Below are 26,654 nucleotides of genomic sequence, written 5' to 3'. Positions count from 1 at the left end.
TGCAAGAAGTGAAACTGGAACCCCGCGTTCGGTATGGGTTGATATGACGGCTAAACACTATTCTGGCGGAAAGAAGGGTTGTACGATGGAATTGTGGTTTACGGAGAAACAAACGCCCGTCTTTGGCATCACGGCAAAAATTCGGGAAACATTGGTAACGGAGAAGACGGATTTTCAGGACCTGGCGATGATCGATACCGAGGAGTTCGGGCGGATGCTCGTGCTGGACGGTATGGTGATGACGACCATCAAGGACGAGTTTGTTTATCATGAGATGGTGGCCCATCCGGCCCTGTTTACCCATCCGAATCCTAAGCATGTGCTCGTGGTCGGCGGCGGTGACGGTGGTGTAATCCGTGAGGTAATTAAGCACCCTGGCGTCGAAAAGGCGGTCCTGGTTGAAATTGACGGGAAAGTTATCGAATATTCGAAAAAATATCTGCCGGAAATCGCCGGTGAACTGGACAACCCTCGGGTTGAGGTTCAGGTGAACGACGGCTATATGCATATCATTGAGAGCAAGAACAAATACGACGTTATTATGGTCGATTCTACGGAACCGGTGGGTCCGGCGGCACCGCTGTTCGAGCGCGGCTTCTATCAAGGCATTTACGAGGCGCTGAAGGATGACGGCATTTTCGTGGCGCAAACGGACAACCCTTGGTTCAAGGCGGACTTGATCCAAAAGGTGAACAAAGACGTGAAGGAAATTTTCCCGATCGTTCGCGTATACGGCGCCAATATCCCTACTTATCCAAGCGGTCTGTGGACTTTCACCATGGGCAGCAAAACCTATGATCCGCTCGAAGTCGACGAGACGAAGATTCCGGAGCTGGATACGAAGTACTATACGCCACGCCTGCATAAAGCGGCCTTCGTGCTGCCGAAGTTCGTGGAAGATCTCGTAAAGTAGGGGGCGAACGATAGAATGAAATTGGACCAAGCTTATTCCGGCAATGTGTTTATTTGCAGTTCGGAGGACTATGCCTCTTCCAAGGCGGTCATCTATGGGATGCCGATGGACTTCACGGTCAGCTACCGTCCGGGCTCCCGGTTCGGCCCCGCCCGAATCCGCCAGGCTTCGGTCGGGCTGGAGGAGTACAGCCCCTACCTGGACAAAAGCATCCTGGACGCGAAATATTTCGATGCCGGGGATTTGCTGCTGCCGTTCGGCAACGCGGCCCGCAGCCTGGATGTGATCGGCGAGTATGTCCGCGGATTGCTGGCGGACGATAAGTTCCCGATCGGTCTTGGCGGCGAGCATCTGGTGTCCTGGCCGGTCATTCAGGCCGTGTACGAGAAGTATCCGGACCTTGCCCTGATTCATATCGATGCCCACGCCGATTTGCGTGAACAGTATGAAGGCGAGCCGCTGTCCCACTCGACGCCGGTCCGTAAAGCCGCTGAGCTGATGGGCGGCAAGAATATTTATCAATTCGGCATCCGTTCCGGCTCCAAAGAAGAGTTCCTGTACGGACGCGAAAATATCAATTTCTATCCGTTTGAGGTTGCGGCCCCGCTGAAGAGCGCGCTTCCGAAGATGGGGCAGCGCCCGGTCTACGTGACGATTGACATCGACGTACTCGATCCGTCCTGCGCACCGGGAACCGGTACGGCCGAAGCCGGCGGCATCACCTCCAAGGAATTGCTGGAAGCGGTCCATCTGATTGCCGGTTCCGACGTGAACGTCGTCGGGTGCGATTTGGTCGAAGTGGCCCCGATCTATGATCCGACCGAGCAAACGCAAATCGTGGCGGCAAAGCTGATTCGCGAGATGCTGCTTGGCTTTGTGAAATAATCTGCCGTATTCATCGCAACAGAAGCACCCTGTTCCCGAATATTTCGGAAGGGGTGCTTTTATATTTTTTTCGCCTTGCCCCCGATGAAAACCCCTTCCGGGCGGTTGCCTAAAAGACGGGGCTTCTATAAGATGAAGCTGTATAGACAATAGGATGTGACCTTTATGAAGCATAAAACCGCCTATTTTTGGATTACTGTCTCCATCATAGGCTTGACGCTGGTCTTAAAGAAGTTTGAGCTTGCCTTCGACCTGGTCAATATCGCTCTTATGTATCTACTGCCGGTGTTGTTTGCTTCGGTTTATGGAGGGAAGGGACCTTCTTTTTACGCGGCGGGGGTGGGCGTGCTGGCCTTTGACTTTTTCTTTGTCCCCCCGTTCCTGAGTTTTACGGTGAAGGACCTGCGGTATGTGCTCTCCTTGATCATTTTTCTGGCCGTTGCCGGCCTGACGGCCAGCTTGGCTACCCGGTTGAAAGAACAGCTTGAGTATTCAAGACAGAGGGAGATTCATACGGCATCCTTGTATGCTTTAAGCCGGGAACTGAGCCATTTTACGGACCTGCATGACCTGCTCGATAACATCTCCAAGCAGGTGTCCCAGACGTTGGGCGCCAAGTCGGCCTTTTACTTGCCCAATCACCGGAACGATTTGGAGTTGACGGCCCCCTCCGCGGTTTCCTCCGGGGAACCGCAAGGAGAGGACGAACGGGCGATCGCCAAATGGGTTTACCAACACGGGAAAACGGCGGGAACAGGAGCGGCCGCCTTCAGTCAATCCTTGAGCCGGTATATTCCCCTGCGGACCGAGGAAGGTATTCATGGCGTTCTGGCAGTCCATCTCGAGAATGTTTCGCTTACTTCCGACATGGAGCGTTTTCTGGAAGCTTTAGGGGGGCTTGCCGCAAGTGCCATCGCACGGGTCAAATTAAGCGAGGAAGCCAAGTTGGCGCATCTTACCGCGGAATCGGAGAAGCTTCGGACCGCGATTCTCGATTCCGTTTCCCACGAACTGCGGACTCCATTGGCCACGATTACTGGCTCCGCCACCGCCTTGATCGAAGGAGAAGGCCTTTTTACTCCGGAGGATCGAAAAGATCTGCTGACTACGATCCAAGACGGGGCTTCCCGGATGAATCGGCTGGTGGCCAATTTGTTGGGCATGGTCAAGCTGGAAAGCGGAATGCTCAGCCTTCGGCACAAATGGTGCGATATCGAGGATTTAATCGGGGTTGTTCTGAAGCAGGTCAAGGATTTCCAGCAGAACCGAAAGCTGCGTGTACGGTTGCCGGACGAGATGCCGCTCATCCGAGGAGATGAAATTCTCCTCGAGCAGGTTCTGGCCAACGTCGTAAGCAACGCCATTAAATATTCGCCGGATTTTAGCGAAGTGGATATTGACGTCCATGCGGAATCGGAGTCGCTGTTCGTCTCCGTCACCGATGCCGGCATCGGCATCCGGGAGGAGGAGAAGGAACGTATTTTTGATAAATTTTACCGGTCGGACCGGACCAAGCATGTGACGGGAACGGGACTGGGTCTGGCCATCTGCAAGGGGATCGTAGAACTTCACGGGGGAACGATCTCGGCGGAGCCTAGAGAGGGTCAGGGGACGGTGGTGACGATTTCTCTACCATTAGAAGCCCCGCATGACGACCCCACTTTTTTACTTCGGACGGGGAGCAGTGAATAATGAGTATGACGGAAAAAGGAGCGCGAATTTTGGTCATTGACGACGAGCCCCAAATTCGCAAGCTGCTCAAAGTAACTTTACAGGCCCATCACTATGAAATTCATGAGGCCGCCGCGGGAGAGGAAGGGGTTGCACAGGCCTCCGTCAATCCCCCCGATTTGATCATCCTGGACTTGGGGCTGCCGGATCTGAGCGGTCTGGAGGTACTGAAACGGATACGCGAATGGTCTCCGGTTCCGATCATCGTCCTCACCGCCAAAGATCGGGAAGAGGATAAGATTGTGGCACTGGATAGCGGGGCCGATGATTATGTGACGAAGCCTTTCGGCATGGGCGAACTGGTCGCAAGAATCCGCGTCGCACTCCGCCATGTGGCCAAAACCGCCCATGAACCGATTTTGAAGTTCGGCGAGCTGGTGATCGACCTGGCACAACGAAACGTGGAACTGGGCGGGGAACGGGTGAAATTAACCCCGACGGAATACGATCTGCTGAAGATTCTGGCCTCCAACGCGGGGAAGGTGGTCACGCAAAGGCAGCTACTGCAGCAGGTTTGGGGCAGTCATTACAACGAATCGGACAGTCACTATTTGCGGGTCTACATCGGGCATTTGCGCAAGAAGCTGGAGGAGGATTCGACCCGGCCCAAATATATTTTGACCGAGCCCGGGATTGGTTACCGGTTTATCGCGCAGGATGAAGGGGGAACGAGCGAATGCTGACGCAGCAAGCCCTGAATCAAATGGCTGAGGATCACGCCTTATGGATCTCTGTGAAGGCCTGTTTCGTATTCTCCACCCTAAGCAGCACAAAATTTATCAATTGTCGGTTAACCAGAGCCTCTTTCAAGAATTCCAGACTGCAAGATGTGGATTTTACCGGTGCCGACCTGTCGGATGCGGATTTCTCCAACGCACAGTTAAGCCGGGTTACTTTTAACGGGGCTTATTTTAATGAAAAAACGATATGGCCGGAGCATTTCAATCCAACCCAAGCCGGAATGATTCTTACTATGATGAAGAGCTGATGTGTTACTGGATCAAGGAGGATCGATCTACCGGCCGATAAGGAAGTGAAAACACCGATGTGGACCAACTATAGAAGCAGCGGCACGTGGTATGGACCCGTTTCGGACTGCGATATTCTACAAATTAAAGAGGGTATGGTACGCGCAAAAACGGAAAAAGAGCTTTTACGGCTCCTTTTGGAACTATTCAAGTGGGGTGATTTTTCGCAGAAGCCGCTTTTCATTGAACTGTTGAACCATACGGACGATGAAGTGGTGTTGCATTTGGGCATCAAGGTCTTTTGCTCCATCTGCACGCATGAGGATTTACGGGATCCGGACAACCTGTACTTCTTGGGAGATGCCGATGCCGAGGCGGTTCAGGTCTTTGCGTCGGCAGCCGTGTCCACGCTTTCCCTCGAGGTCATTCCCTATCTTTTGGCCTTACTTGAGCATTGGGATGAACGTGCCGATACTTCGAGGGAGCTCCGAGACACGATCGATACGTTTACGGATTGCCGAAAAGTCATAGGTAACCGGGCCACTGTCGATGAATTAGGGCAGGCCTATATCGACTACACCGAAGCGCTGGATATGCAAAAATATTACTATCGCACAAAACCGGCGTTTCCCGGGGATTTGACAAAGGTCCTCATGGAACGGGTCTTCATGGCGGCAAATCAGGGACACCCGCTCGGCATGGAACAAATCCCCGCCCTTCTGTCGATTTGGTCGGGTGAGAAGGTGCCCGGGGAATCACATACGGTGATTCACTCGGGCAACTATCAACACTTTGTAGCCTATGTACAAAGCCTGGCAAAGAAATCGTGGGAAAAAGGCGCCAAGTACTTTTACGGACATCAACTGTAATCAGTCCATAAACATGGTCGTAACGAGACGCGCTTCGATTAGAAGGGGAGCGCCCGCCTGAAATTTGAAAGTAGCCACCGCTTCATTCGTAAAATAGACAAGGAAGGTATAAGCCTCCTGGTTATGAAGCTCCCCTTCTCCCATCACGCCCCGAATTTGTTCCATAGAGATGTCGAAAGGCGCAGGCACGGTGATGGCATAAATATAGCCATCGCATAATTCCATCTGAAAGCTCCCGAAATCGCAGTGATCGCCCTCTATGGCAAGAGGAGACTTCGGACCGATGTTTCCTTGAATAAACGACGCAGCTTCTGCGCCAAGGGGAAATCCCCGGTAGATATGGTTTTGGACAGACTCGCGAATTTCTTCCATCCATGCTTGGAAGCCCAAGTCTTCCCCAAGCCGAATCGGCTCGTAACTCATAGCCCGTTCTATGATTTCCTCCGGCTCCAAGTCCTCCCAATAAACCAGGTCGGACACCCCCGGCATCGGTACGTTGGCCTCAAGCAGCTGCAGACAGAACATCGATTCTCCATGAGATATCTCGCTGTCTTGCAGCCGGCGCACGATCTCCACCAACTCTTCCCGGGTAATGTCGGGCACGCGCCGGGGTTCCGGGCTGCAGGCCTCCTCAACCAAGTCCTCCAGAGACATGGATCTCCAGTAGTTTGCAAAAACGTAAACATCATAATTCCTGCCCGTCGCCTCATTAAATGCGGCCATTTCTTTCCCGGCATCTTTTCCCTCATCAAGGATGGCTTCAATCTGTTCGATCTCTTGTTTCAATTTGGATTTAAACGCGGCATCCCGTTGCAGGGGGCGCAGGCATTCTCGCAATTCGATGGGGTTCACGTCCTTTGGGTTTAATCGGCCGACAATTTCCGGCTTTTTCTGAATAATCATACCATATAGTGGTATATTGGTCTCATAAGGGTCTCAATCGAACTCGGAAGAAATCTTCATGAGGCAGCCGTCAAACAATCACCTCACTTTAAGAGAAAAGTCTGCAAATCTGCAGGCATTTCTGTCTTCCCGAAGAGCTTTGGGCAAATAGATGCGATTGTGCAGGAATTTGAAAAGAAGCAGCTCCATATTTAAAAATACCTGCGGATTTGCACGTTTTCATAAATCAATGAAGCAGTAATCTAGACTGTGAAGCCCATCGTGTACCGTTCGTATCATCTGAGTATAGGCTTGTTCCGTATTGAATTGCGGAAATGAACTGGATATAGTAGTACAATAGGGTACAATGTATTAATGTATTAGAGAATGGAGAATCCAGACATGCCGGATCAAATCAGGGCCAAAATCGTGATGACGAGCCGCCAGGGCGGGGATGAGACCGTTCAGGAGCTGGCGGGCGAGGTGTTTGCCCGGGGAGATACGGCCTACATTCGCTACGAGGAGCCGGAACGGGGGCCGACAGGCGGGGCGACGCGGACCATGGTCAAAATCTCTGGCGGAACTTTGAAAATCATGCGCCACGGCGAGGTCGAATCGGAGCAGAATTTCCAGGTCGGGCGCAAGCTTCCGGGCTTTTACCGCTCGCCTTTTACGACATTTAACTTGTCCACGCATACGAAATCGCTGGAAACCCGTTTGAATGGAGCATTTGGGCATATCGCCTGGGAATATGATTTGTACGTGTTTGAAGAATTATCGGGACATTTCGCCATTAGTTTACATATACAGGAGGACATTTCAAGATGACAGTAAATCCATTGGAACAGATCAATCAGGCTTTAAAAGAAGCCATCCTTGACGCCATCGTCGGCGCGGGACTCGCACAACGCGAAGAAATTCCGGCCATCGTACTGGAGGTGCCGAAAGATAAGGCGCACGGCGACCTGGCTACCAACGCGGCCATGCAGTTGTCCCGAATCGCCAAGAAGAACCCGCGCCAGATTGCCGAAGAGATCGTCGGCCATTTGGACTACGCCAAGGCGGGCATCGAGAAGGCGGAGATTGCGGGCCCGGGCTTCATTAACTTCACGCTCGGCAAAAGCTACCTATATCCCGTGATCGGCGAAGTGCACCGTCAAGGCGAAAATTATGGCCGGGTCACCAAGGGGAGCGGACAGAAGGTTCAGGTGGAATTCGTGAGCGCCAACCCGACGGGAAGCCTGCACTTGGGACATGCCCGCGGGGCGGCCGTGGGCGACGTGCTCTGCAATGTGCTTGATTTTGCGGGCTACAAGGTTACCCGGGAGTACTATATTAATGATGCCGGAAATCAGGTCGTGAATCTGAGCAGGTCGATCGAGGCCCGTTATTTGCAGGAGTTGGGACAAGACGCCGAAATGCCGGAAGACGGCTACCACGGGGAAGACATCAAGGGCTTTGCCAAAGAACTCGTCGCGGAGAAGGGGGACGCCCTGCTGTCCATGCCTCCGGAGGAGCGGGCTGCCTTTTTACGGACCTATGGTCTGGAAAAAGAACTCGCCAAGATCAAACGCGATCTCGGCCGGTTCCGTGTCGGCTTTGATGTATGGTTCAGCGAAACCTCGCTGTACGAGAACGGACAGGTCGAAGCGTCCCTGAAGGAGCTTAGCGACAAAGGCCAAACCTATGAGCAGGACGATGCCGTTTGGCTGCGGACGACCGATTATGGCGACGACAAGGACCGCGTGCTTGTCAAAAACGACGGAACGTATACGTACCTGACGCCGGATATCGCCTACCACCGCAACAAATACGACCGCGGCTTCGATCGGATGATCAACATTTGGGGTGCCGATCACCACGGCTATATTCCGCGCGTCAAGGCCGCCATGCAGGCCATCGGCAACGACCCGGACAAGCTGACGGTGCTGATCGCCCAGATGGTCAGCCTGTTCCAGGACGGCGAAAAGGTAAAAATGTCGAAACGGACCGGCAAGGCCGTAACGATGGTCGATTTGATGGATGAAGTGGGCGTCGACGCCATCCGCTATTTCTTCACGATGCGGAGCATGGACTCGCATCTGGATTTCGATATGGATCTCGCGATTTCGACATCGAACGAGAACCCGGTTTACTACGTGCAGTACGCGCATGCGCGGATCTGCAGCATTTTCCGCCAGGCCGAGGAGCAGGGCGTTGCGATTCCTTCGTCGGAGCAGGCGAACCTGGGCAAGCTGACGGCGGAACACGAGTTCGACTTGCTGCGGAAAATGGGCGAGCTGCCGGAGGAAATCGCCGTAGCGGCCGAGAACTACGCTCCGCACCGCCTTGTGCGCTATGTGTACGAGCTGTCTGCCATGCTGCACAGCTACTACAGAGCGGAGCGGGTCATCACCGAGGACGCGGAGCAAACCGCCGCGCGCCTCGTGCTGCTCGGAGCCGTTCGCACCGTCATTGCGAACGTTTTGAAGCTCATCGGCGTGTCCGCGCCGGAGCGTATGTAGCAGGCAGCCCCCGGCCTAAGCCGCCGGGGCTGCCCGAAAGCCGTCAGGGTCAAGACTTCCCTGACGGCTTTTTGCCGGCTGCGGCGGGTCTGCCGCGCAGCAGCCGGGCAGCGTGCACTTCCCCGGGGCCGGATTTGGCCCCCGGGGAGGACAGCTTGCGCGCGGTGCGGCGCAGCCGCCGCTTGATCTCGCCCGGCGTGAGCCCCGGGCGGAGCGCCAGCAGCAGCGCGATCGACCCGCTGACGTGCGAGGTGGCCATCGAGGTCCCGTTCATTTCGCGGTACCCGCCGCCGAGCCAGCACGACTTGATCTTTTCGCCGGGCGCGTAAATGTCGATGCACGGCCCGTGGTTGCTGAACGGAGCGACGCGCCCGTCCCGGCCGGTCGCTCCGACGGAGATCGTGTGGGGGTACCGGGCGGGGTAGTCGGCACTGCGGCTTTTTTTATCGTTGCCCGAGGAGGCCACGACGACGATCCCCGCGTGGTAAGCCCGGCGGATTGTGTTCTGAAGCGACATGCTTTTGTTTTTCATCCCAAAGCTCATATTAATGATATGCATGCGGTTTTGGACGCACCAATCGATGCCGAGGATAATGTCGGATACGTAGGCGGACCCGTTGTGGTCGAACGCTTTGACCGGATAGATCAAGGAGCGGGGCGCTACGCCCATCATCCCCCGGGAGCCGCCGGAAGCGGCGATGGTTCCCGCGATATGCGTGCCATGGCCGTTATCGTCATAGGGGAGACTCATCTGGTTCAATAGATTGACGCCCCTGGCCAGGGAATGCCGAAGATCGGGATGGCTGAAATCGGCCCCCGTGTCGATGACTCCGATACGGATTTGATTGCCGGTGGAGACCGACCAGGCTTCGGGGGCGCCGATCCGCCGGACTCCCCAAGGAACCCCTGCGGCGGGATCCTTGCTAGGCGTGGCGGCGTGAACCGAGACCCGGATATCCTCCTCGACGAGAAGGCCGAACCGGTCCCGGATTCCTCCAGCCGGAGCCATAGGGCAAAACAGGGCTTGAAGCAAGGAGGAGCTTCGCACCCGCCGCAGAGCCGGATAGTGGCTCTTCCGCCTCCGCAGTTGGCGCGTCATTTCGGCAAAAATCGCCGGATGCGTAAAGCGGATGATATGTCGACCGCTTTTTCCGGAGGTGTCAATGTGGTCATTCAAATACCGCAGGAAGCTGGAGTAATCCATTCAAGGTAGCCCTCCTGACGAAGCGTGTTGCAGTATTGTATGACAGCACCCCACACTCGGAATGGGGAAGTGGCCCTTCTCCCGGCAAAATGGGCAGTTTCGGCATGGCGGAGGGAAGGGCTTCCCCCGGATTTGTAAAGTTGGGCCATCCCATACCGTGTCAAAGCGGGAAAATGGACATAGGATAAGGTGAAGGCCGCCTAAGGCTTTCACCATCTTCCGCGGGGGCGCAGGCATCCTCCGAAGTGGATACAGTCATGGGGTGAAGAGCTTCGGCTCTTCGCCTCTTCGCCATGAACGGACACGGTTTGGGCACAACTAAAAACTTGCTTTTTAATGACAAATAAGGTTTACTATTTTGTGATATGGATATGTTAGTTAGGAAATCAACCTTTTTGTGAAATTGCGTGAGAGGAAGTGTCCGTTTCGTGAGTACCCCGCTCAATTTGAAAATCGACCCGGAGAAAGTGCACGAAATCCCGATGGTCGACTTGGCCTTTATGATTTTGAAGGCGGCGAATACGCCGTATTATTACCGCGACCTGATGAACGAGGTGGCCAAACTCCGCGGCATGTCGGAGGAAGAAATCAACGAAGCGATCGCTCAGCTATACACCGAGATTAACATCGACGGCCGTTTCGCCTGTGTCGGCACTAATCTGTGGGGGCTGAAACGCTGGTACCCGATCGAGCGTTCGGAGGATCCGGTAGGGAACTCCAAGCGTCCGCGCATCATTAACGATGACGACGATGATTTGGATGATGATGTATTTGCCGAGGAAGAAGAGGATACCTTCGCTTCGGACGACGAAGATGACGATTTCGACGCGGTCGATGAGGACTCGGACGACGATTTGTTCTCCGATGACGACGATGAGGAAGTCGAGGAAGTCGAGGACGACGCTATTCTGGACGATGAAGATCTGGATGAGGACGATGATCTGGAGGAAGAAGCCGACGAAGAGGGCGACTTTGATGACAACGATGAACTGGATCGGTAAGGTGTGAAACCGGGCCCGCTCCTTCACCGTTTTGCCTTTTTACCTTCTCTTGACACAGGGTAAGGTAACGGGTAAACTATTGCATGGGCTTATGATTCAAACCTATAAAAGTATGTAAATAAAAAGTGCCCCGACCTGTTCGGGTGTCACTTTTTTGTTTTTTTATGCCTATTTTTGCTATGTTTTACAGCGGAATGGGTTACGCTACGCATATTGATCTACAAGTCGCCTGAAGGCAACCCGTAACTAATTTAGGAGGTTTTTGAACTGTGGCAAAATATATTTTCGTGACAGGCGGGGTCGTATCCTCCCTGGGTAAAGGGATTACGGCCGCGTCGCTCGGCAGGCTGCTTAAGAACAGGGGTCTGAAAGTAACGATTCAGAAGTTTGACCCTTACATCAACGTCGACCCGGGAACAATGAGCCCGTATCAGCATGGGGAAGTCTTCGTTACGGACGATGGGGCGGAAACCGACCTGGACCTCGGCCATTACGAGCGTTTTATCGACATCAACCTGTCCAAGAACAGCAACGTAACAACGGGCAAAGTCTATTCCTCCGTCATCGGCAAAGAACGCCGCGGGGAGTATTTGGGCGGAACGGTTCAAGTTATTCCGCATATCACCAATGAAATTAAGGAACGGGTATTCCGCGCCGGCCGCGAAGCGGGCTCCGATGTGGTTATTACGGAGATCGGCGGGACGGTCGGCGATATCGAGAGCCTTCCGTTTTTGGAAGCGATCCGCCAAATCAAGAGTGATATCGGACGAGAGAATGTGATGTACATTCACGTTACCTTGATTCCATATATTAAAGCTGCCGGCGAAGTCAAAACCAAGCCGACGCAACACAGCGTCAAAGAGCTCCGCAGCATCGGCATTCAGCCTAACGTCATTGTATGCCGGACGGAGCATGAGCTTTCGGACGACATGAAGGCGAAAATCGCCTTGTTCTGCGACATTGATCCGAACGCCGTCGTGGAATGCCGCGACGCCGACACGCTGTACGAGGTACCGCTGAACCTGCGCGACGAAGGTCTCGACGAAATCGTGGTGAACCATCTCAAATTGACGACGCCTGCGCCGGATATGACCGAGTGGGAAGGACTTGTGGAGCGGATCAACAAGCTGGAGAAGACCGTGGAAATCGCGATCGTCGGGAAATATGTCGCTCTTCATGACGCTTACCTGAGCGTCGTGGAGTCGCTCTCCCACGCCGGGTTCGATGCGAACGCCGATGTGAGAATCCGCTGGGTGAACGCGGAGGAAGTGACGGAGGAGAACGTACACGAGCAACTGAAGGGCGTCGGCGGCATTTTGGTGCCGGGCGGCTTCGGGGACCGCGGGATCGAGGGGAAAATTACGACGATCCGCTATGCGCGTGAGAACAACATCCCGTTCTTCGGCATTTGCTTAGGCATGCAGGTCGCCGTAATCGAGTACGCCCGCTCCATGGTCGGTTTGCAGGGAGCCAACAGCTCGGAGATCAATCCGTCCACCGAATATCCGGTCATCGACCTGCTTCCGGAGCAGAAGGATATCGAAGATCTGGGGGGAACGATGCGTCTCGGACTCTATCCGTGCAAATTGCAGCCGAATTCCCTGGCCATGCAGTGCTATGATGATGAGCTCGTATACGAAAGACATCGGCACCGGTATGAGTTTAACAACTCGTTCCGCGAAGCGATCGAATCGGCCGGGCTGCGCATTTCGGGGACTTCTCCGGACGGCCGCCTTGTCGAAATTGTCGAATTGCCGGGCCATCCGTGGTTCCTGGCGGTGCAATTCCATCCGGAATTCACCTCCCGGCCAACGCGTCCGCAGCCGCTATTCCGCGAGTTCGTCAAGGCTTCCATCGCCCACCAGTCCTAAGCCGGCGGGTGCTTTCCCGGCGCTCCCCCCGGTTCCACCTTTTGAGTAATACTTAGTCTTTATGTTTTTTAAGTCTCTTTTTTCCAGATTAGAAGGGAATTCCAAGACAAAGGCGAATTATTACATTACAAGATTAAAAGGGTGGACTTGTAGGAGGGTTACGACGTGGAAGAGAAAAAGGTGTTGATTGTCGACGATCAGAACGGAATCCGCATTTTGCTAATGGAAGTGTTCAGCAGCGAAGGGTATAAGACTTACCAGGCTGCCAACGGTAAGCTGGCCCTGGAAATTGTGCGCAGCGATGCGCCTGACCTGGTGCTTCTCGACATGAAGATCCCGGGTATGGACGGGCTGGAAATTCTCAAACACATCAAGGAAGTCAATCCCGAGATCAAAGTCATTATGATGACGGCTTACGGAGAGTTGGACATGATCAAGGAAGCTACGGAGCTGGGAGCGTTGATGCATTTTACCAAACCGTTTGATATCGATGAGATGCGTTCGGCGGTAAACATGCAGTTGAAGGGCGCCGCCCCTCTTTAGGCGGCATTGAAGTCAAAGCGAATAAGGCCTTCATTAGAAGGACGGTGTGAAGATCACCCGGACCTCTAAAGAAGGTCTCTTTTTTTATGGCCGGCTTGAATCAATGGGACAGACTGCAAACCTGCGTATGATTCTGAGCTATCAGTCGAATATATTAAAGTTTCAACTCCTAAAACAAATTATACTGTGCATCTTCGCGATAAAGTGAACCTGATGGGAAGTAAGTGAAACTTATCAGGATGGGGAGCTTCAAGATGAAATATTATAGGTTGTTGGTAAATGTGAAATGGTTTCGGCAAAAACGTTGCCAACATCCACAGTTGTAGATATAAAGCGTCACCGTCGGCGTCTAAAACACTAACGGGAAAACCTCCCGTTAATGCACCGCTCCTGGCCCTTGAGCCGGATTTAGCTGGAAAAGCTCCACTTATTTCGTGGCCCAATGGCCGATATACACAATTTCAGGCGGATTAGCGGGAGGTTTTCCAGCTAAATCGCCTCTGCAGCCGTATAGGCACCGAATTAACGGGAAGAATTCCCTTTAATTTGAACCAAACTATGAGCTGTAGGCCAAGATTGTGAAAAGAACCCCTCACCCGCTGTCTAAAAGGCAAATCAATAGTTCAACCTATACGGTTGTGTCTGAGGGTGGAAGAGAGTAAGTTCTATTGGGAGATCATACAACTGGAAAACTGCAGGATAACCCTAATTAAGCGAAAGAAGGACCTTAATTCAACCGTAACTTGGGAATTAAGGCTCTTTTGTTTTTAGTAATTCAACTTTGGGTACAATTTAGTACAAATCCGTTCACAACCCCCAGGAAAGCATGAATAGTAATTTTCACAGGTTGTGGTATAATAAAACATGTGTGAATGTCGGCTAATAAAAGATAATCCAACATCCTTAGGAGGATTGAAACCCATGCCATTAGTATCTATGACAGACATGTTGAACAAAGCGCTTGAGGGGAAATACGCAGTAGGTCAATACAACATCAACAACCTTGAGTGGACGCAAGCGATTCTGGCTGCAGCGGAAGAGGAGAAATCTCCGGTCATTCTCGGGGTATCCGAAGGTGCTGCACGCCATATGGGCGGCTTCTATACTGTAGTTAAAATGGTTGAAGGTCTTTTGCATGACATGAAGATTACCGTTCCTGTCGCAATTCATCTCGACCACGGTTCCAGCTTCGACAAATGTAAAGAAGCGATCGACGCAGGCTTTACTTCCGTTATGATCGATGGTTCCCACCATCCGATCGACGAGAACATCGCCATGACGAAGAAAGTCGTAGAGTACGCTCATGCCAAAGGCGTTTCCGTTGAAGCTGAAGTAGGTACCGTTGGCGGACAAGAAGACGACGTCATCGGTGGCATTCAATATGCCGACCTGCAAGAATGCATCCGGATCGTAAACGAAACCGGAATCGACACGCTGGCTCCAGCCCTGGGTTCCGTTCATGGCCCTTACAAAGGCGAACCGAACCTTGGTTTCAAAGAGATGGAACAAATTCGTGATGCCGTGAAGCTTCCGCTGGTTCTTCATGGGGGTACAGGCATTCCAACGCACGACATTCAAAAATCCATTTCCCTCGGTACTTCGAAAATCAACGTAAATACCGAAAACCAAATCGCTTTCACCAAAGCGGTTCGTGAAGTATTGGCTGCAAAACCGGAAGCATATGATCCTCGTAAATACATCGTGCCTGGCCGCGATGCGATCAAAGCGACGGTAGTCGGCAAAATCCGCGAATTTGGTTCCAACAACAAAGCATAATTTAAATTACTGGGTTAACCAGTTAAATAGGAAATTCATGGAAAGCACACCGCTTAGACGGTGTCTTTCCCTTTTTCATAGCAAAAAATTTGAATATATGATCCGACTTGTGGATAATGGAAGAGTTAGAAGCCGGTCTTCCGGCTGCATTATACGTAGGGGGACCCTTGAGCTTATGGAAAAACTAATGATTAGCGGCGGACGTCCGCTGCGCGGTACCGTATCCATCAGCGGTGCGAAAAATAGTGCGATAGCGCTTATACCTGCCGCGATTCTGGCCGAATCCGAAGTTGTGCTGGATAATTTGCCGCACTTGAGCGACGTTGCTGTGTACTCGGAGATTTTGGAAGAGCTGGGTGCCCGCGTATTTTGGGAAGGCAGTCAGATGCGAATCGACCCTTCCGAGGTGATATCCATCCCGATGCCGAACGGGCCCGTTAAGAAGCTCCGGGCTTCTTATTATATGATGGGGGCGCTGTTGGGACGTTTTAAAGAAGCGACGATCGGACTGCCGGGCGGATGCAATTTCGAGCCTCGGCCAATTGACCAGCATATTAAAGGTTTTGAAGCTTTGGGTGCGACGGTAACGAATGAGCATGGCTCTATTCACCTGCATGCCAAGGAACTGCGCGGCGCCAAGATCTATCTGGATGTCAGCAGTGTGGGTGCAACCATCAACATTATGCTGGCGGCCACCCGTGCCAAAGGCTCCACAATTATCGAAAATGCGGCCAAAGAGCCTGAGATTATAGATGTAGCAACACTTTTAAATGCCATGGGCGCAAGCATCAAGGGTGCCGGTACCGAGACGATCCGGATCGAAGGCGTATCCGAGCTGAAGGGCTGCCGTCACTCAATTATTCCCGACCGGATTCAGGCGGGAACCTATATGATCGCAGCAGCGGCTACTCGCGGCGATGTCGTGATCGATGGCGTAATCCCGAAACACCTGGAGGCCCTGACGGCGAAATTGCTGGAAATGGGTGTCGGTGTCGAGGAACTGGATGAATCGATTCGGGTTATCGGGGCGGCGAAGTATAACCATGTTGATGTAAAAGCTTTGGTTTATCCCGGTTTTCCGACCGACATGCAATCGCCGATGACCAGCTTGCTCACGCAGGCCGGAGGGGTCAGTGTACTGAGTGATTTTGTTTATAGCAACCGGTTTAAGCATGTTCCCGAATTGGTCCGAATGGGGGCCAAAATTCGCGTCGAGGGACGCTCCGCCATTATCGAGGGGGCGCCTTTGAATGCGGCGAAGGTGAAGGCCGCCGATTTGCGCGCCGGGGCCGCGCTGGTCATCGCCGGCTTGACGGTGGATGGCGGCATTACCGAGGTGTCCGGCGTGGAATTGATCGACCGGGGCTATGACAACCTGGTCACCAATCTTCGCGCTCTGGGGGCCGATGTATGGCGCCAGGAAGAATAACTGAACGCATTCCGGCATAAGTTGTCCGGGAACGGGTATACTAGTAAATAAGTCTAGCAATCATCCGGGATTTCATAGATTCATTTGCCCGAGTGAAAGGTTATTGTATTATTTGAACGATAAAATTGAATAGGTGGTTTTTACATGGATCTGCAAATTGCCGATTTGGAAGGGATGAAGCTGACCGAGCTGTACAAGCTCGCGAAGCAGCATCAAATTCCTTATTACGGTCAGTTAAAAAAGAAAGAACTGATTTTTGCCATTCTGCGAGCTCAGGCCGAACAAAGCGGCCTGATGTTCATGGAAGGGGTTCTGGAAATCCTGCCGGAAGGCTACGGTTTCCTACGACCGATCAACTATTTGCCGAGCACGGAGGACATTTATATCTCCGCTTCGCAAATTCGTAAATTCGATCTCCGCACCGGAGACCTGGTCTCCGGGAAATGCCGGACGCCGAAGGAAAACGAACGGTATTTCGGGCTGCTGCAGGTCAACGCGGTTAATGGAGAGAACCCGGCCATCGCTGCCGAACGGCTCCATTTTCCGGCTTTGACTCCGCTCTACCCGCAGGAAAAGCTAGTGCTTGAAACATCTCCAACCCACTTATCCACCCGCATTATGGATGTGCTTGCCCCCGTAGGCTTAGGACAGCGCGGTTTGATCGTGGCGCCTCCGAAAGCCGGGAAGACCCTGCTGCTTAAAGAAATCGCCCACAGTATCTCCACCAACCATCCCGACATCGAGTTATTCGTGCTGCTGATCGATGAACGCCCTGAAGAAGTGACCGATATGCAGCGCTCCGTCAAAGGCGAAGTCATCGCTTCGACGTTTGATGAGCTGCCGGAAAATCACATCAAAGTGGCGGAGCTCGTCCTGCAGCGCGCGTTGCGGCTGGTTGAGCACAAGAAAGATGTCGTCATTTTGCTGGACAGCATCACGCGGCTTGCCCGGGCATACAACCTGGTGGTGCCTCCGTCCGGGCGTACGCTTAGCGGGGGGATTGATCCGGCGGCATTCCACCGTCCGAAGCGGTTTTTTGGCTCGGCCCGAAATGTGGAAGAGGGCGGTAGCTTGACGATTCTGGCCACGGCGCTGGTGGATACGGGCTCCCGGATGGATGATATTATTTACGAAGAGTTTAAGGGAACGGGGAACATGGAGCTGCACCTGGATCGGAAGCTGGCGGAGCGCCGTATTTTCCCGGCCATCGATATCCGCCGTTCCGGTACGCGCCGGGAAGAGGTGCTGTTGACGAAGGAAGAGCTCGATACGATTTGGGCGATCCGCAAAAATATGAACGATTCCTACGACTTCGTGGAAAGCTTCTTGAAGAAGCTGCGTGACAGCAAGACGAATGCCGAGTTTCTGGCTTCGTTCGATGCGGCCGGCAATGCGCCATCGGGCAGCGGCTCCGGAACGCGGAGAACGACGCGGACGACGGCCTCGTCCGGAGCCGGCCATAGCTCAGGAGCAGGCTCGAGTTCATCCTAAGGCCAACAACAGAAGAGGGGAACAAGATGTACTTAGTATATGCTGACCAGCAAGGACAAGTGTATGATCATCCGGAACTGTACGGGCTGGCCCGCAGCGCCGATATGATTGTCGAAATACTGGAAGACGAACTGATCCCCCTGCCGGAAGGGGCAACGCTCGTGGGTCTGCCCTCGACGCGTCCGGTCGGCATGAATCCGGATACAGGCGAGATGCAGCCGCTGCCGGGGGATGTCCAAGCGGTTGGCGCTTTGCTGCCGCAGGGCTACACCAGGCTCTGCCTGCCAGGCTATGTCAAAACCGACAAGGACTATAAGCTGCCGTTGTTCGGTTATTCCGCGGTGGTCTGGAAGGACGGTCAGTTCTACGTGACCGCCCGTATGTCCGACGACCCTGAGAAGTGGAATCCGCTGAACTGCGATCCGCTGGAGCTCAAGAGCCAGGTCAAGACGTTGAAGTCGCGGTACCCGGACAATCGGCTTTACGAGCATTTGTCCAATTGTGCGCTCGGCTACGAATGCCTGACTGCTTCGAATACCTTCCTGAACCGCTGGGAGGGGGCTGTTCCGGTGTCATACTCCTGCAACGCCGGGTGCTTCGGCTGCATTTCGGAACAGCCGGATGACAGCGGCTTTGTTTCGCCCCAGACGCGGATGAATTTCCGCCCGCGGGTGGAGGAGCTCGTCGAAGTGATGCTGGAGCATCTGAAGACGCCCGAATCGATCATTAGCTTCGGCCAAGGTTGCGAGGGTGAGCCTTCGACCCAGGCCAAGCTGATTATTGAGGCGATTCGAGAGGTGCGCCGGCAGACGGATATGGGATATATCAATATCAATACCAACGCCGGTCTGAGCGATCATATCCGCGGTATTGTCGATGCCGGGCTTGATTTGATGCGGGTCAGCACCATCAGCGCCTTGGATGACCACTATAACGCATACTACAAGCCGCGCGGGTATACGCTGGCAAACGTGGAGAAATCGCTGAAATATGCGGCCGATCAAGGCGTATATACTTCGATTAACTATCTGATCTTCCCGGGGGTAACGGATCGGGAAGAGGAGGTCGAAGCGATGATCGAATTCGCCCGCCGTACGAACTTGCGGTTGATACAGCTGCGCAATTTGAATATCGATCCCGAAAGCTATCTGGAACTCATTCCGAAAGCCCAAGGAGAGATTCTCGGCATGAAGCAAGCCATTGAAATCTTTCAAGAGGAATTGCCCAATGTGGTGATCGGGTCTTATACGCATGTGCCTCCGGCCGAATTGGCGAGAGTGAAGGTGCGTGGCGGATTACTGTCGTAGAAAAAGGAAAAGCCCTCAATGTATGGCCTTCGCCATGGTTGAGGGCTTTATTTATTCTTGTAATTTATTTAATCAACTTTCTTACCTTTTCGGTGGGAAGTTCAAGAGTTTCGCCGATTTCTTCAAGGGAGAAGCCTTTTTCAAACAGCTTTTGGGCAACTTTGAGTCGAGCCTCTTCTATCCCTTTCTGCACGCCCTTCTCCATACCCTCTACTAAACCTTCCTCGTAGCCCCAGCGCTTCCAAGCAGGCATCAGCTCCATAATGTGTTCACCTTCTTCCGGAAAATGTTGAGTTAATTCCAGTAATATGGATTCATCCTGTTGTCGATCAGGTTGGAAATACATGTCCGCGATAGACATTATAAGTGCGATTCTCGCATCATCAAGTTTTTTTCTAAGGCCAAGCATCATACGTAAAAAAGAAAAGCGGATCTCCCGTTCTTCTCCTTTATTATATCCCATCTTGGCCAAAAGGGCAGCAGCTACGGGGTTATTCGAATGGATAAAGTTCCTCCAATGATTGCTGTAAAGTTCCACCTTGAGAAATTGAAACTTTAGAATGACGTGTCCTGGAATGGACATAGAGAACGTATCCTTTTGATCGGTGAGGGAGGGTTCGGTGAAGATCGCTATCGGTATGATCAGTTTATGCTCTTTGCGGTGCCTTTCATACAGGCGGCTGAAGTAAATAAACATTCGTTGATGAAAGTCGCTTTCCCGATAGGACTGAGGTTCCAGATGAATTATAATGTACGCATTTAGTGACTTGTATTTGGTTTCCAGCAGCAGATCCAGAGTTCGTCTTTCTTCCCCGACAATATCAACCAACTGTTCTTGCATAAGGAAACGGGTATGCCGATGATCGAGCTGCTTATCCAGCTCCGGAAAGAACAAGGCGATAAATTCCGCAAAAAACGTATATAACAGCTTTTTAAAGGCTTCGTCATGCGCGGTGGAAGTTTTCATTTTATTGCTCCTCTCATCATTTTAATCAACGCAAAAAAGCACACAGGCGGGCAAAGATTGCTTCGCGAGTGTGCTTCACTACGGATTTTTGTGATTTGCTTTTGATTATACGCCTTGGCTCCCATCTTCGCAAACAAAGCTGTAAATAACCGAGAGTACAAGGCGAAATTATTCCTTCAGCTGGTAATTGCGCCGTGAGGGTACACGTGCTATAATGCTTTTATGTGTCATTATAACTCTGTGCACGCATGAGGCTCAGGGCGGAAAGAGGTGAAAGTCATGAAAGAAGCCATTCAACCCAAATATCACGTGACTACAGTAACTTGCGCTTGCGGAAATACGTTCGAAACGGGTTCCGTTAAACAAGAACTGCGCGTTGAAATTTGCTCCAACTGCCATCCTTTCTTCACTGGGAAACAGAAGTTCCTGGATGCTGGTGGTCGTGTGGATCGATTCAAAAAGAAATACGGCATCTAATGAGACGAGCTGTTTGACAGCTACTCTAATAAATGCGAAATTTAAATCCCCCGCGACCCACGGGGGATTTTTTTCGTCCAGGCTGTTTCAGGGTTTGAGCTCGATGGTCTGATCCAAGCCGCTCCATTCTGCCGCGCTTATGATTCCAAGGCGCCAGAGGGCGATCCCTTTCAAGTCGTAGCGCTTTGCCAGACCGATTAGCGTAGGTATCGATTTTTCGTTTTCGTTATCCAGATTAAGGCCCAGAACCAGTTTGCTCTTATCGGTTTCCTGCAAAGCCAGCCTAATCGCTTCATCCACTTTGGCGGCGGGGTCCGGTTGCTTCTTGGCTCCGTAATTATAAGCCATAATGACGATTTCGTCGGATAGCTCGCCCAGGGCCTTATAGTCATAGCCTTGGTAAGAAGAGTTCAGCGGATGCAGGGCAAGCCCGAGTTTTAAGCCCGCCGCTTTCGTTTGCGTTCTCACTTCTTTCACGAAAGCCGTGAAGGCGGCCTGGGTCGATTTTTTCTCGGTGGTGAGACCAAGTCCTTCAAAATCAAGCATGATTCCTTGGAATGGATGCTCGGTAGCGGCCGCGATCATATCGGAGATCGCCTGTTTGCGAAATTCCGCATTTTCGATCACCTTGGTTAATTCCCCTTTGGCATCGCTGGAGTAGACCATCAAGTAAGGTGTCGTGCCCGCGGCGGAGGCATCCGTTACCAGACTCTCGGACGTTACATCCCCGGCGGCTTGCGGCCAGTTGAAGTCTCTCCCCGTGCGGGTGAATTTCCCGTTCTCATCGATCCGGCTCCAGCCGAAGGAAACGGCGTCCAGGCTCGCGATTTTAGGCGCATCGGAGAAAGCGCGGATGGCGTAAAAGCCCAGCGTATACATCTTCTCTTTCGGCGATGTGACGGAGACCGTCCGGGAGGCTTGATTCCACTCTACTTTAGCGCCAAACTGCTGGCTGAAAAAGCTCAGGGGAATCAGCGTGTTTCCGCCCGCCGATCGGGGAGCCTCGGCAAGTTGAACCGTGGTGCCGTTGACGGTGGCTTGCTTGCGGTTCAGGGTGAGCTGAACACGGACTTCTCCGTTTGTATCATTTTTTACGGCGGTAATTGTCCGCGCCTTGGCGTTCCAGGTGACCGGGATGCCCAAAGCTTCTGAAATGGAACGGAAAGGAACCAGGGTGGTTCCGTTGATGACGGTCGGCTCTGCGGATGCGTTCAACGGATACCCGTCCAAAAGAATTTGGACCGCCGGAGCGGCTTCGGTCCGGCTGGGCTGTATTCCCCAAAGCCCGCTCGCCGCGATCACGGCGGACAGCAGGATTTTGGTGAGACTCTTTCGATTCATATCTCTATTTCTCCTCTCAAGGGTTCTGCTAATTTACCAATATTTCTATCAATATAGCAGAAAAAAATAGATTTTGCATGCCGGTTGCGAGAGGTAGAGGAGCCAAGTTCTGCCGCGGGTTGCATTTTGGACGGGCATAGGCTATACTTAACTTCACCGTGCTAGATGGGGAGGTAGCGGTGCCCTGTAACTCGCAATCCGCTGTAGCGAGGTTGAAGTCCTGTTAGCGGTCTTGCCGATGTGAGGTCCGGTCTTTACGGCAGACGTTGACGGACGGGTCCTCCGCAATGAGTAATTGTGAACCTGGTCAGGTCCGGAAGGAAGCAGCCATAAGCAGTCCCACTCTTGTGCCGGAGGGGAGCCTGTCCCGAGTTGCGCCGTAGAGGTGCCGCTTGGATCGCAATGATCAATAACAGGTGCACGGTATTCTAATGCATAGGAACGCATCTTTGTCATTTGGCAAGGGTGCTTTTTTATTTCCCGAGATATGAGTTTTTATGGCCTGGCGAGTGTAGTATAATAAGAAAGCGGCGTATGGCCGCGGATGGAAAGAAAGAAGGTGCCGCAAAATGGAGCATATTGCACTGTACCGTGCTTGGCGGCCGCAGTCGTTTCAGGACATGGTAGGGCAGCAGCATATCATTCGTACGCTGCAAAATGCGATTCGCGAACAGCGGCTGTCGCATGCGTACCTTTTTAGCGGTCCCCGGGGGACGGGGAAGACGACCGCGGCCAAGGTTCTGGCCAAGGCGGTCAACTGCGAGAAGGGGCCCGCACCGGAGCCATGCAATGAGTGCGATGCCTGCCGGCGGATTACCGCGGGCGCTGTCATGGACGTGCTTGAAATTGACGCCGCTTCCAACCGGGGGGTCGAGGAAATCCGCGATCTCCGCGAGAAAGTGAAGTATGCCCCTACGGAAGTGCGGCAAAAAGTGTATATTATCGACGAAGTTCATATGCTGACCACCGAGGCGTTTAACGCACTGCTAAAAACACTGGAGGAACCGCCGCCGCATGTGATGTTCATCCTGGCGACGACGGAACCGCACCGCCTCCCGGCGACGGTGATATCCCGGTGCCAACGCTTTGATTTTCGGCGGGTGTCTTTAGAAGAGCAGAGCCAGCGCTTGCGGACGATCTGCGAGCAGGAAGGGATATCGGCGGAGGACGAAGCGATTGAGTATATCGCGAGGCTGTCCGATGGCGGGATGCGCGACGCGCTCAGCATCTTGGACCAGATTTCTTCTTTTTCGGACGGCAAGGTTTCCTATCAGCAGGTCTTGGACATGACGGGCGGGATTCCTTCCCGGCAGTTTGCGGAACTCGCCAAAACCATCCTGGAGGATGATGTCGGCGTTATGCTGCAAATGATTGAAGGCTTTATGCAGGAGGGCAAGAGCGCCGATAAATGCATGGAGAACCTGCTGTACTATTTCCGCGATCTGCTGATGATCAAAATGGTTCCGGAAGCGGACAAGCTGACGGAGCGCGTCCTGGATGCCCGGGATTTTCGGGAGATGGCCTCCGCTTTTTCGCGCTCGCATTTATTCCGGATTATCGACACGCTGAATCACTATCAATCGGAAATGAAGTATGCCGCGCAGCCGCAGACGCTGTTTGAAGTAGCGCTTTTAAAGCTGTGCAGCCTGCCTAAGGGCGACGACTCGGTGAGGGAAGCGGCCGACCAACAAGCCGCCGCTCCGAGCGCCGCCGCATCGGAGGTGCAGCAGCTGAAGAGGCAGCTTGCGGAACTGGAACGCAAGCTGGAGCAAGCGCTGCAGGGCGGATTGGCCGGCGGCGCAGGCGGCGGTGGCGAACGTTCGGCCACGCGGCCACCGGCCAGAAGCAGCGCGCCGCGGTTGTCTTCCCCGGCCAAGCTGCCTTCCGGCCTCGACAGGTATGTCGCTCAGCGCAACAGTCCGGAGTTTATGGCCGTCCAAGGCAAATGGAACCAGATTCTGCAGGCCGTGAAGGACGAGAAGGTCACTATCCACGCCTGGTTTGTTAATGGTGAGCCCGTCTCGATGGTGGATCACGCCGTGTTGGTCGCCTTTAAGAATGATATTCACCGCGAAACCACGGAGAAACCCGCTAACAAGCAGCTTATCGAACAAGTCATGGAGCGCCAGCTCGGGCATCCTTGCCGCCTGGTGACCATGATGCTGAAGGATTGGAATGAAGCGATTCAGGGGACGAATGCGGCGCCAAGCGAACCTTTTGAATTGGAGCCGCCTCCCGAAGAAGGCGGCGGAGGCAGCAAGCAGCCTTGGGTGGATGAAGCGCTGCAGCTCTTTGGCGAGGAACTTGTCGTTATTAAGGAATAGCCTGGTTTTTGATTTTAGGAGCTACCCATTATAATAGATGCTGATACCTATGAAGGAGATGTGAGCCCAGTGAACAATATGAACCAAATGATGAAGCAAGTGAAAAAAATGCAGGAACAAATGCTGAAAGCCCAAGAAGAGCTTGCCGGCAAAACGGTTGAGGGCAGTGCGGGCGGCGGTGTCGTAACTGTCCAAGTTAACGGCCATAAAAAAATATTGTCCCTGAACATCAAACCGGAAGCGGTAGACCCGGACGATGTTGAAATGCTGCAGGACCTTGTGTTGACGGCCGTCAACGATGCGTTGAACAAAGCGGAAGAGCTGGCTAACCAGGACATGGGCAAATTTACGGGCGGAATGAAAATTCCAGGCTTGTTCTAATCTGTTAATTACCGAATTCAGACTGAAGGAGATTACTCCCATTGTACTATCCCGAACCGATCGCGAAGCTGATTGATGCGTTTACCCGCCTGCCCGGTATCGGTCCGAAGACAGCCGCAAGGCTGGCGTTTCATGTGCTGCGCATGAAAGAGGATGATGTCATCGATTTTGCCAAGGCTTTGGTCAGCGTGAAGCGGAATCTTCATTACTGTTCCATTTGCTGCAATATTACGGATACCGATCCCTGCCGGATCTGTCAGGATAAGACGCGCGATCATTCCGTAATTTGTGTGGTGCAGGAGTCCAAAGACCTGGTCGCCATGGAGCGGACCAAGGAATTCGATGGTTATTATCATGTGCTGCAGGGAGCGATTTCTCCCATGGAAGGTCTTGGTCCGGACGATATCCGGCTGAAAGAATTGCTGAACCGTTTGAGTGATGAACGGGTAAAAGAACTAATCTTGGCCACGAACCCAAATATTGAGGGAGAGGCAACGGCCATGTATATTTCGCGGCTGGTTAAGCCGTTCGATCTGCGCGTGACCCGTATCGCTCACGGGCTCCCGGTTGGCGGAGACTTGGAATATGCGGATGAAGTTACGCTCTCTAAGGCTTTGGAGGGTCGGCGTGAACTGCATTAATTCACTTACTGGAAGGAACCCTGATTTGCTTCGGCAAAATCGGGGTTCTTTTGTTTTTTCTGTTCTGCAGGTTCTAAGTTTGTCCTTCTTTCGATACATATGGAATAGATCGAATGGAAGGGAAGGAGCGAGGAGTTTGGAGTTGTGGAAATCCGGACTGGGTCGGTTGGGTGGGGCGCCGAAATTGAATCAAGAGATGGATTATAAAGAACATCTGTACCGAGAGGTATGCAGGGCGAGGGATGAATGGCGCAGAGCGTGTTGGGCTTTTGAAGAGGCACAGGGGGAAGAGGAAGTGGACGTAGCGATTTATTTGCTCGAAGCTGCGGAACGAAGATATCAAATCCAATTGAAGTTGGCCAAACAGGCCAAACTGGACTGGGATGCGTTTAGAAGAGGGGCCTTTTTTTAAGGAGGGAACAGGATGAAAATTATACTGACCGGAATTTTAGTATTATCCCTAATTTCGTTGCTTTATATTACAATCTCAAAACGGTTGGGACTTGCCTGGTTGACGAGATTAGGCTTACATGTTGTCCTTGCAGCCCTGGGGCTTTATTTTGTTAATTTTTCAGGAATCATAACAGAAGCCTATATACCTTTAAATCCGGTAACTGTTACTACAGTGCTGGTACTTGGGCTTCCCGGCGTAGGTCTGTTGCTTGGCTTAAAACTAACCATGATATGACAGTTGACGGAGATTGATGATCTATGGTACATTATAAATCGCTTCTGAAGTGGACAAGCGCTTACAGATTTACAGAAACAACTAGAATCCAAAAAAAGTTCTTGACTTTATAGAAGCGGTCATGATATATTATAAAAGTCGCCGCTGAAACACAGCGATGACGAAAAATGAAGTTGATCTTTGAAAACTGAACAACGAGTGAGTATTAAAATGAGAATTAGTTTTCTCGTCAGATTCAAAATGAGCTATCAGCTTATTCAATAAGTTTCAACTTTATTGGAGAGTTTGATCCTGGCTCAGGACGAACGCTGGCGGCGTGCCTAATACATGCAAGTCGAGCGGACTTGATGGAGTGCTTGCACTTCTGATGGTTAGCGGCGGACGGGTGAGTAACACGTAGGCAACCTGCCCGTAAGACTGGGATAACTACCGGAAACGGTAGCTAATACCGGATAATTTAT

General features: G+C 52.6%; 25 protein-coding genes, 1 rRNA gene and 1 other RNA gene. 23 read left to right on the top strand and 4 right to left on the bottom strand.

The window, feature by feature from the left end; genetic code table 11:
• Positions 1 to 85 precede the first annotated feature (85 nt).
• The 6 genes from speE to imm47 all read left to right on the top strand — a co-directional run bounded on the left by speE (position 86) and on the right by imm47 (position 5,366).
• Positions 86 to 913, top strand: a complete 828-nt coding sequence (gene speE, locus V4U88_RS25265; RefSeq protein ID WP_334075965.1) for a polyamine aminopropyltransferase — start codon at positions 86 to 88, stop codon at positions 911 to 913.
• 15 nt (positions 914 to 928) lie between these two features.
• Complete coding sequence (speB, locus tag V4U88_RS25260) at positions 929 to 1,798, top strand: agmatinase (RefSeq protein ID WP_334075964.1); 870 nt, start codon at positions 929 to 931, stop codon at positions 1,796 to 1,798.
• A 165-nt stretch (positions 1,799 to 1,963) separates the two neighbouring features.
• Positions 1,964 to 3,490 (top strand): ATP-binding protein, encoded by a 1,527-nt coding sequence (locus V4U88_RS25255; protein ID WP_334075963.1) that lies wholly within the window; start codon positions 1,964 to 1,966, stop codon positions 3,488 to 3,490.
• A complete protein-coding gene (locus tag V4U88_RS25250) occupies positions 3,490 to 4,212 on the top strand; it encodes a response regulator (RefSeq protein ID WP_334075962.1) in 723 nt (240 codons plus the stop codon). The genes V4U88_RS25255 and V4U88_RS25250 overlap by 1 nt, the downstream gene beginning before the upstream one ends.
• Complete coding sequence (locus V4U88_RS25245) at positions 4,206 to 4,517, top strand: pentapeptide repeat-containing protein (protein ID WP_334075961.1); 312 nt, start codon at positions 4,206 to 4,208, stop codon at positions 4,515 to 4,517. Before V4U88_RS25250 ends, V4U88_RS25245 begins: the two co-directional genes overlap by 7 nt.
• A 57-nt stretch (positions 4,518 to 4,574) precedes the next feature.
• Complete coding sequence (gene imm47 / locus V4U88_RS25240; protein ID WP_334075960.1) at positions 4,575 to 5,366, top strand: Imm47 family immunity protein; 792 nt, start codon at positions 4,575 to 4,577, stop codon at positions 5,364 to 5,366.
• Here imm47 and V4U88_RS25235 read toward each other — a convergent pair whose 3' ends face one another.
• Positions 5,367 to 6,269, bottom strand: a complete 903-nt coding sequence (locus tag V4U88_RS25235) for a hypothetical protein (protein WP_334075959.1) — start codon at positions 6,267 to 6,269, stop codon at positions 5,367 to 5,369. It lies immediately after the preceding gene.
• Between the two features lie 381 nt (positions 6,270 to 6,650).
• Between V4U88_RS25235 and V4U88_RS25230 the strand changes: the two genes are divergently transcribed.
• Both V4U88_RS25230 and argS read left to right on the top strand, forming a co-directional pair.
• On the top strand, positions 6,651 to 7,076 hold the full coding sequence (locus V4U88_RS25230; protein WP_334075958.1) for a DUF1934 domain-containing protein: 426 nt from the start codon (positions 6,651 to 6,653) through the stop codon (positions 7,074 to 7,076).
• Entirely contained in the window at positions 7,073 to 8,752 is a 1,680-nt protein-coding gene (argS, locus tag V4U88_RS25225; RefSeq protein ID WP_334075957.1) for an arginine--tRNA ligase, read from the top strand. Before V4U88_RS25230 ends, argS begins: the two co-directional genes overlap by 4 nt.
• A gap of 49 nt (positions 8,753 to 8,801) precedes the next feature.
• On the opposite strand, the gene V4U88_RS25220 is transcribed toward argS, so the two are convergent.
• Positions 8,802 to 9,956, bottom strand: a complete 1,155-nt coding sequence (locus tag V4U88_RS25220) for a S8 family peptidase (protein ID WP_334075956.1) — start codon at positions 9,954 to 9,956, stop codon at positions 8,802 to 8,804.
• 428 nt (positions 9,957 to 10,384) lie between these two features.
• Here V4U88_RS25220 and rpoE point away from each other — a divergent pair, with 428 nt between their 5' ends.
• The 7 genes from rpoE (at position 10,385) to V4U88_RS25185 (ending at position 19,374) form a co-directional block, all read left to right on the top strand.
• Positions 10,385 to 10,957: a DNA-directed RNA polymerase subunit delta gene (gene rpoE, locus V4U88_RS25215; protein ID WP_334075955.1), complete on the top strand. Its 573-nt coding sequence runs from the start codon at positions 10,385 to 10,387 to the stop codon at positions 10,955 to 10,957.
• 269 nt (positions 10,958 to 11,226) lie between these two features.
• Complete coding sequence (locus V4U88_RS25210; protein WP_334075954.1) at positions 11,227 to 12,828, top strand: CTP synthase; 1,602 nt, start codon at positions 11,227 to 11,229, stop codon at positions 12,826 to 12,828.
• Positions 12,829 to 12,993: 165 nt separating this feature from the next.
• The gene (locus V4U88_RS25205; protein WP_334075953.1) at positions 12,994 to 13,371 is read left to right on the top strand and encodes a response regulator; all 378 of its coding nucleotides are present in this window, start codon (positions 12,994 to 12,996) and stop codon (positions 13,369 to 13,371) included.
• A gap of 921 nt (positions 13,372 to 14,292) precedes the next feature.
• Entirely contained in the window at positions 14,293 to 15,147 is an 855-nt protein-coding gene (locus V4U88_RS25200) for a class II fructose-bisphosphate aldolase (protein ID WP_334075952.1), read from the top strand.
• 175 nt (positions 15,148 to 15,322) lie between these two features.
• Positions 15,323 to 16,576, top strand: a complete 1,254-nt coding sequence (locus V4U88_RS25195) for a UDP-N-acetylglucosamine 1-carboxyvinyltransferase (RefSeq protein WP_334075951.1) — start codon at positions 15,323 to 15,325, stop codon at positions 16,574 to 16,576.
• A 144-nt stretch (positions 16,577 to 16,720) separates the two neighbouring features.
• A complete protein-coding gene (gene rho, locus V4U88_RS25190; protein ID WP_334075950.1) occupies positions 16,721 to 18,067 on the top strand; it encodes a transcription termination factor Rho in 1,347 nt (448 codons plus the stop codon).
• Between the two features lie 26 nt (positions 18,068 to 18,093).
• Positions 18,094 to 19,374, top strand: a complete 1,281-nt coding sequence (locus tag V4U88_RS25185) for a radical SAM protein (RefSeq protein WP_334075949.1) — start codon at positions 18,094 to 18,096, stop codon at positions 19,372 to 19,374.
• Positions 19,375 to 19,438: 64 nt separating this feature from the next.
• Here V4U88_RS25185 and V4U88_RS25180 read toward each other — a convergent pair whose 3' ends face one another.
• Complete coding sequence (locus V4U88_RS25180) at positions 19,439 to 20,341, bottom strand: Rpn family recombination-promoting nuclease/putative transposase (RefSeq protein WP_334075948.1); 903 nt, start codon at positions 20,339 to 20,341, stop codon at positions 19,439 to 19,441.
• A 279-nt stretch (positions 20,342 to 20,620) separates the two neighbouring features.
• Between V4U88_RS25180 and rpmE the strand changes: the two genes are divergently transcribed.
• Entirely contained in the window at positions 20,621 to 20,818 is a 198-nt protein-coding gene (gene rpmE, locus V4U88_RS25175; RefSeq protein WP_148454429.1) for a 50S ribosomal protein L31, read from the top strand.
• Between the two features lie 87 nt (positions 20,819 to 20,905).
• On the opposite strand, the gene V4U88_RS25170 is transcribed toward rpmE, so the two are convergent.
• Entirely contained in the window at positions 20,906 to 22,159 is a 1,254-nt protein-coding gene (locus V4U88_RS25170) for a stalk domain-containing protein (RefSeq protein ID WP_334075947.1), read from the bottom strand.
• Between the two features lie 156 nt (positions 22,160 to 22,315).
• Between V4U88_RS25170 and ffs the strand changes: the two genes are divergently transcribed.
• The 7 genes from ffs to V4U88_RS25135 all read left to right on the top strand — a co-directional run.
• An RNA gene (gene ffs, locus V4U88_RS25165) (signal recognition particle sRNA large type) lies at positions 22,316 to 22,583 on the top strand.
• 145 nt (positions 22,584 to 22,728) lie between these two features.
• Entirely contained in the window at positions 22,729 to 24,483 is a 1,755-nt protein-coding gene (dnaX, locus tag V4U88_RS25160; protein WP_334075946.1) for a DNA polymerase III subunit gamma/tau, read from the top strand.
• Between the two features lie 69 nt (positions 24,484 to 24,552).
• Positions 24,553 to 24,864 (top strand): YbaB/EbfC family nucleoid-associated protein, encoded by a 312-nt coding sequence (locus tag V4U88_RS25155; RefSeq protein WP_334075945.1) that lies wholly within the window; start codon positions 24,553 to 24,555, stop codon positions 24,862 to 24,864.
• 41 nt (positions 24,865 to 24,905) lie between these two features.
• Complete coding sequence (gene recR / locus V4U88_RS25150; RefSeq protein ID WP_334075944.1) at positions 24,906 to 25,505, top strand: recombination mediator RecR; 600 nt, start codon at positions 24,906 to 24,908, stop codon at positions 25,503 to 25,505.
• A gap of 136 nt (positions 25,506 to 25,641) precedes the next feature.
• The gene (locus V4U88_RS25145; protein WP_334075943.1) at positions 25,642 to 25,917 is read left to right on the top strand and encodes a DUF2508 domain-containing protein; all 276 of its coding nucleotides are present in this window, start codon (positions 25,642 to 25,644) and stop codon (positions 25,915 to 25,917) included.
• A gap of 12 nt (positions 25,918 to 25,929) precedes the next feature.
• A complete protein-coding gene (locus tag V4U88_RS25140) occupies positions 25,930 to 26,193 on the top strand; it encodes a pro-sigmaK processing inhibitor BofA family protein (RefSeq protein WP_334075942.1) in 264 nt (87 codons plus the stop codon).
• Between the two features lie 273 nt (positions 26,194 to 26,466).
• A 16S ribosomal RNA gene (locus tag V4U88_RS25135) occupies positions 26,467 to 26,654 on the top strand; the annotation flags it as partial.

This window comes from Paenibacillus sp. A14, assembly GCF_036864815.1.
Lineage (GTDB): Bacteria > Bacillota > Bacilli > Paenibacillales > Paenibacillaceae > Fontibacillus > Fontibacillus sanfengchensis.
The sequence above is the reverse complement of the archived record's forward strand: the minus strand, read 5'-3'. Positions and strand labels throughout refer to the sequence as shown.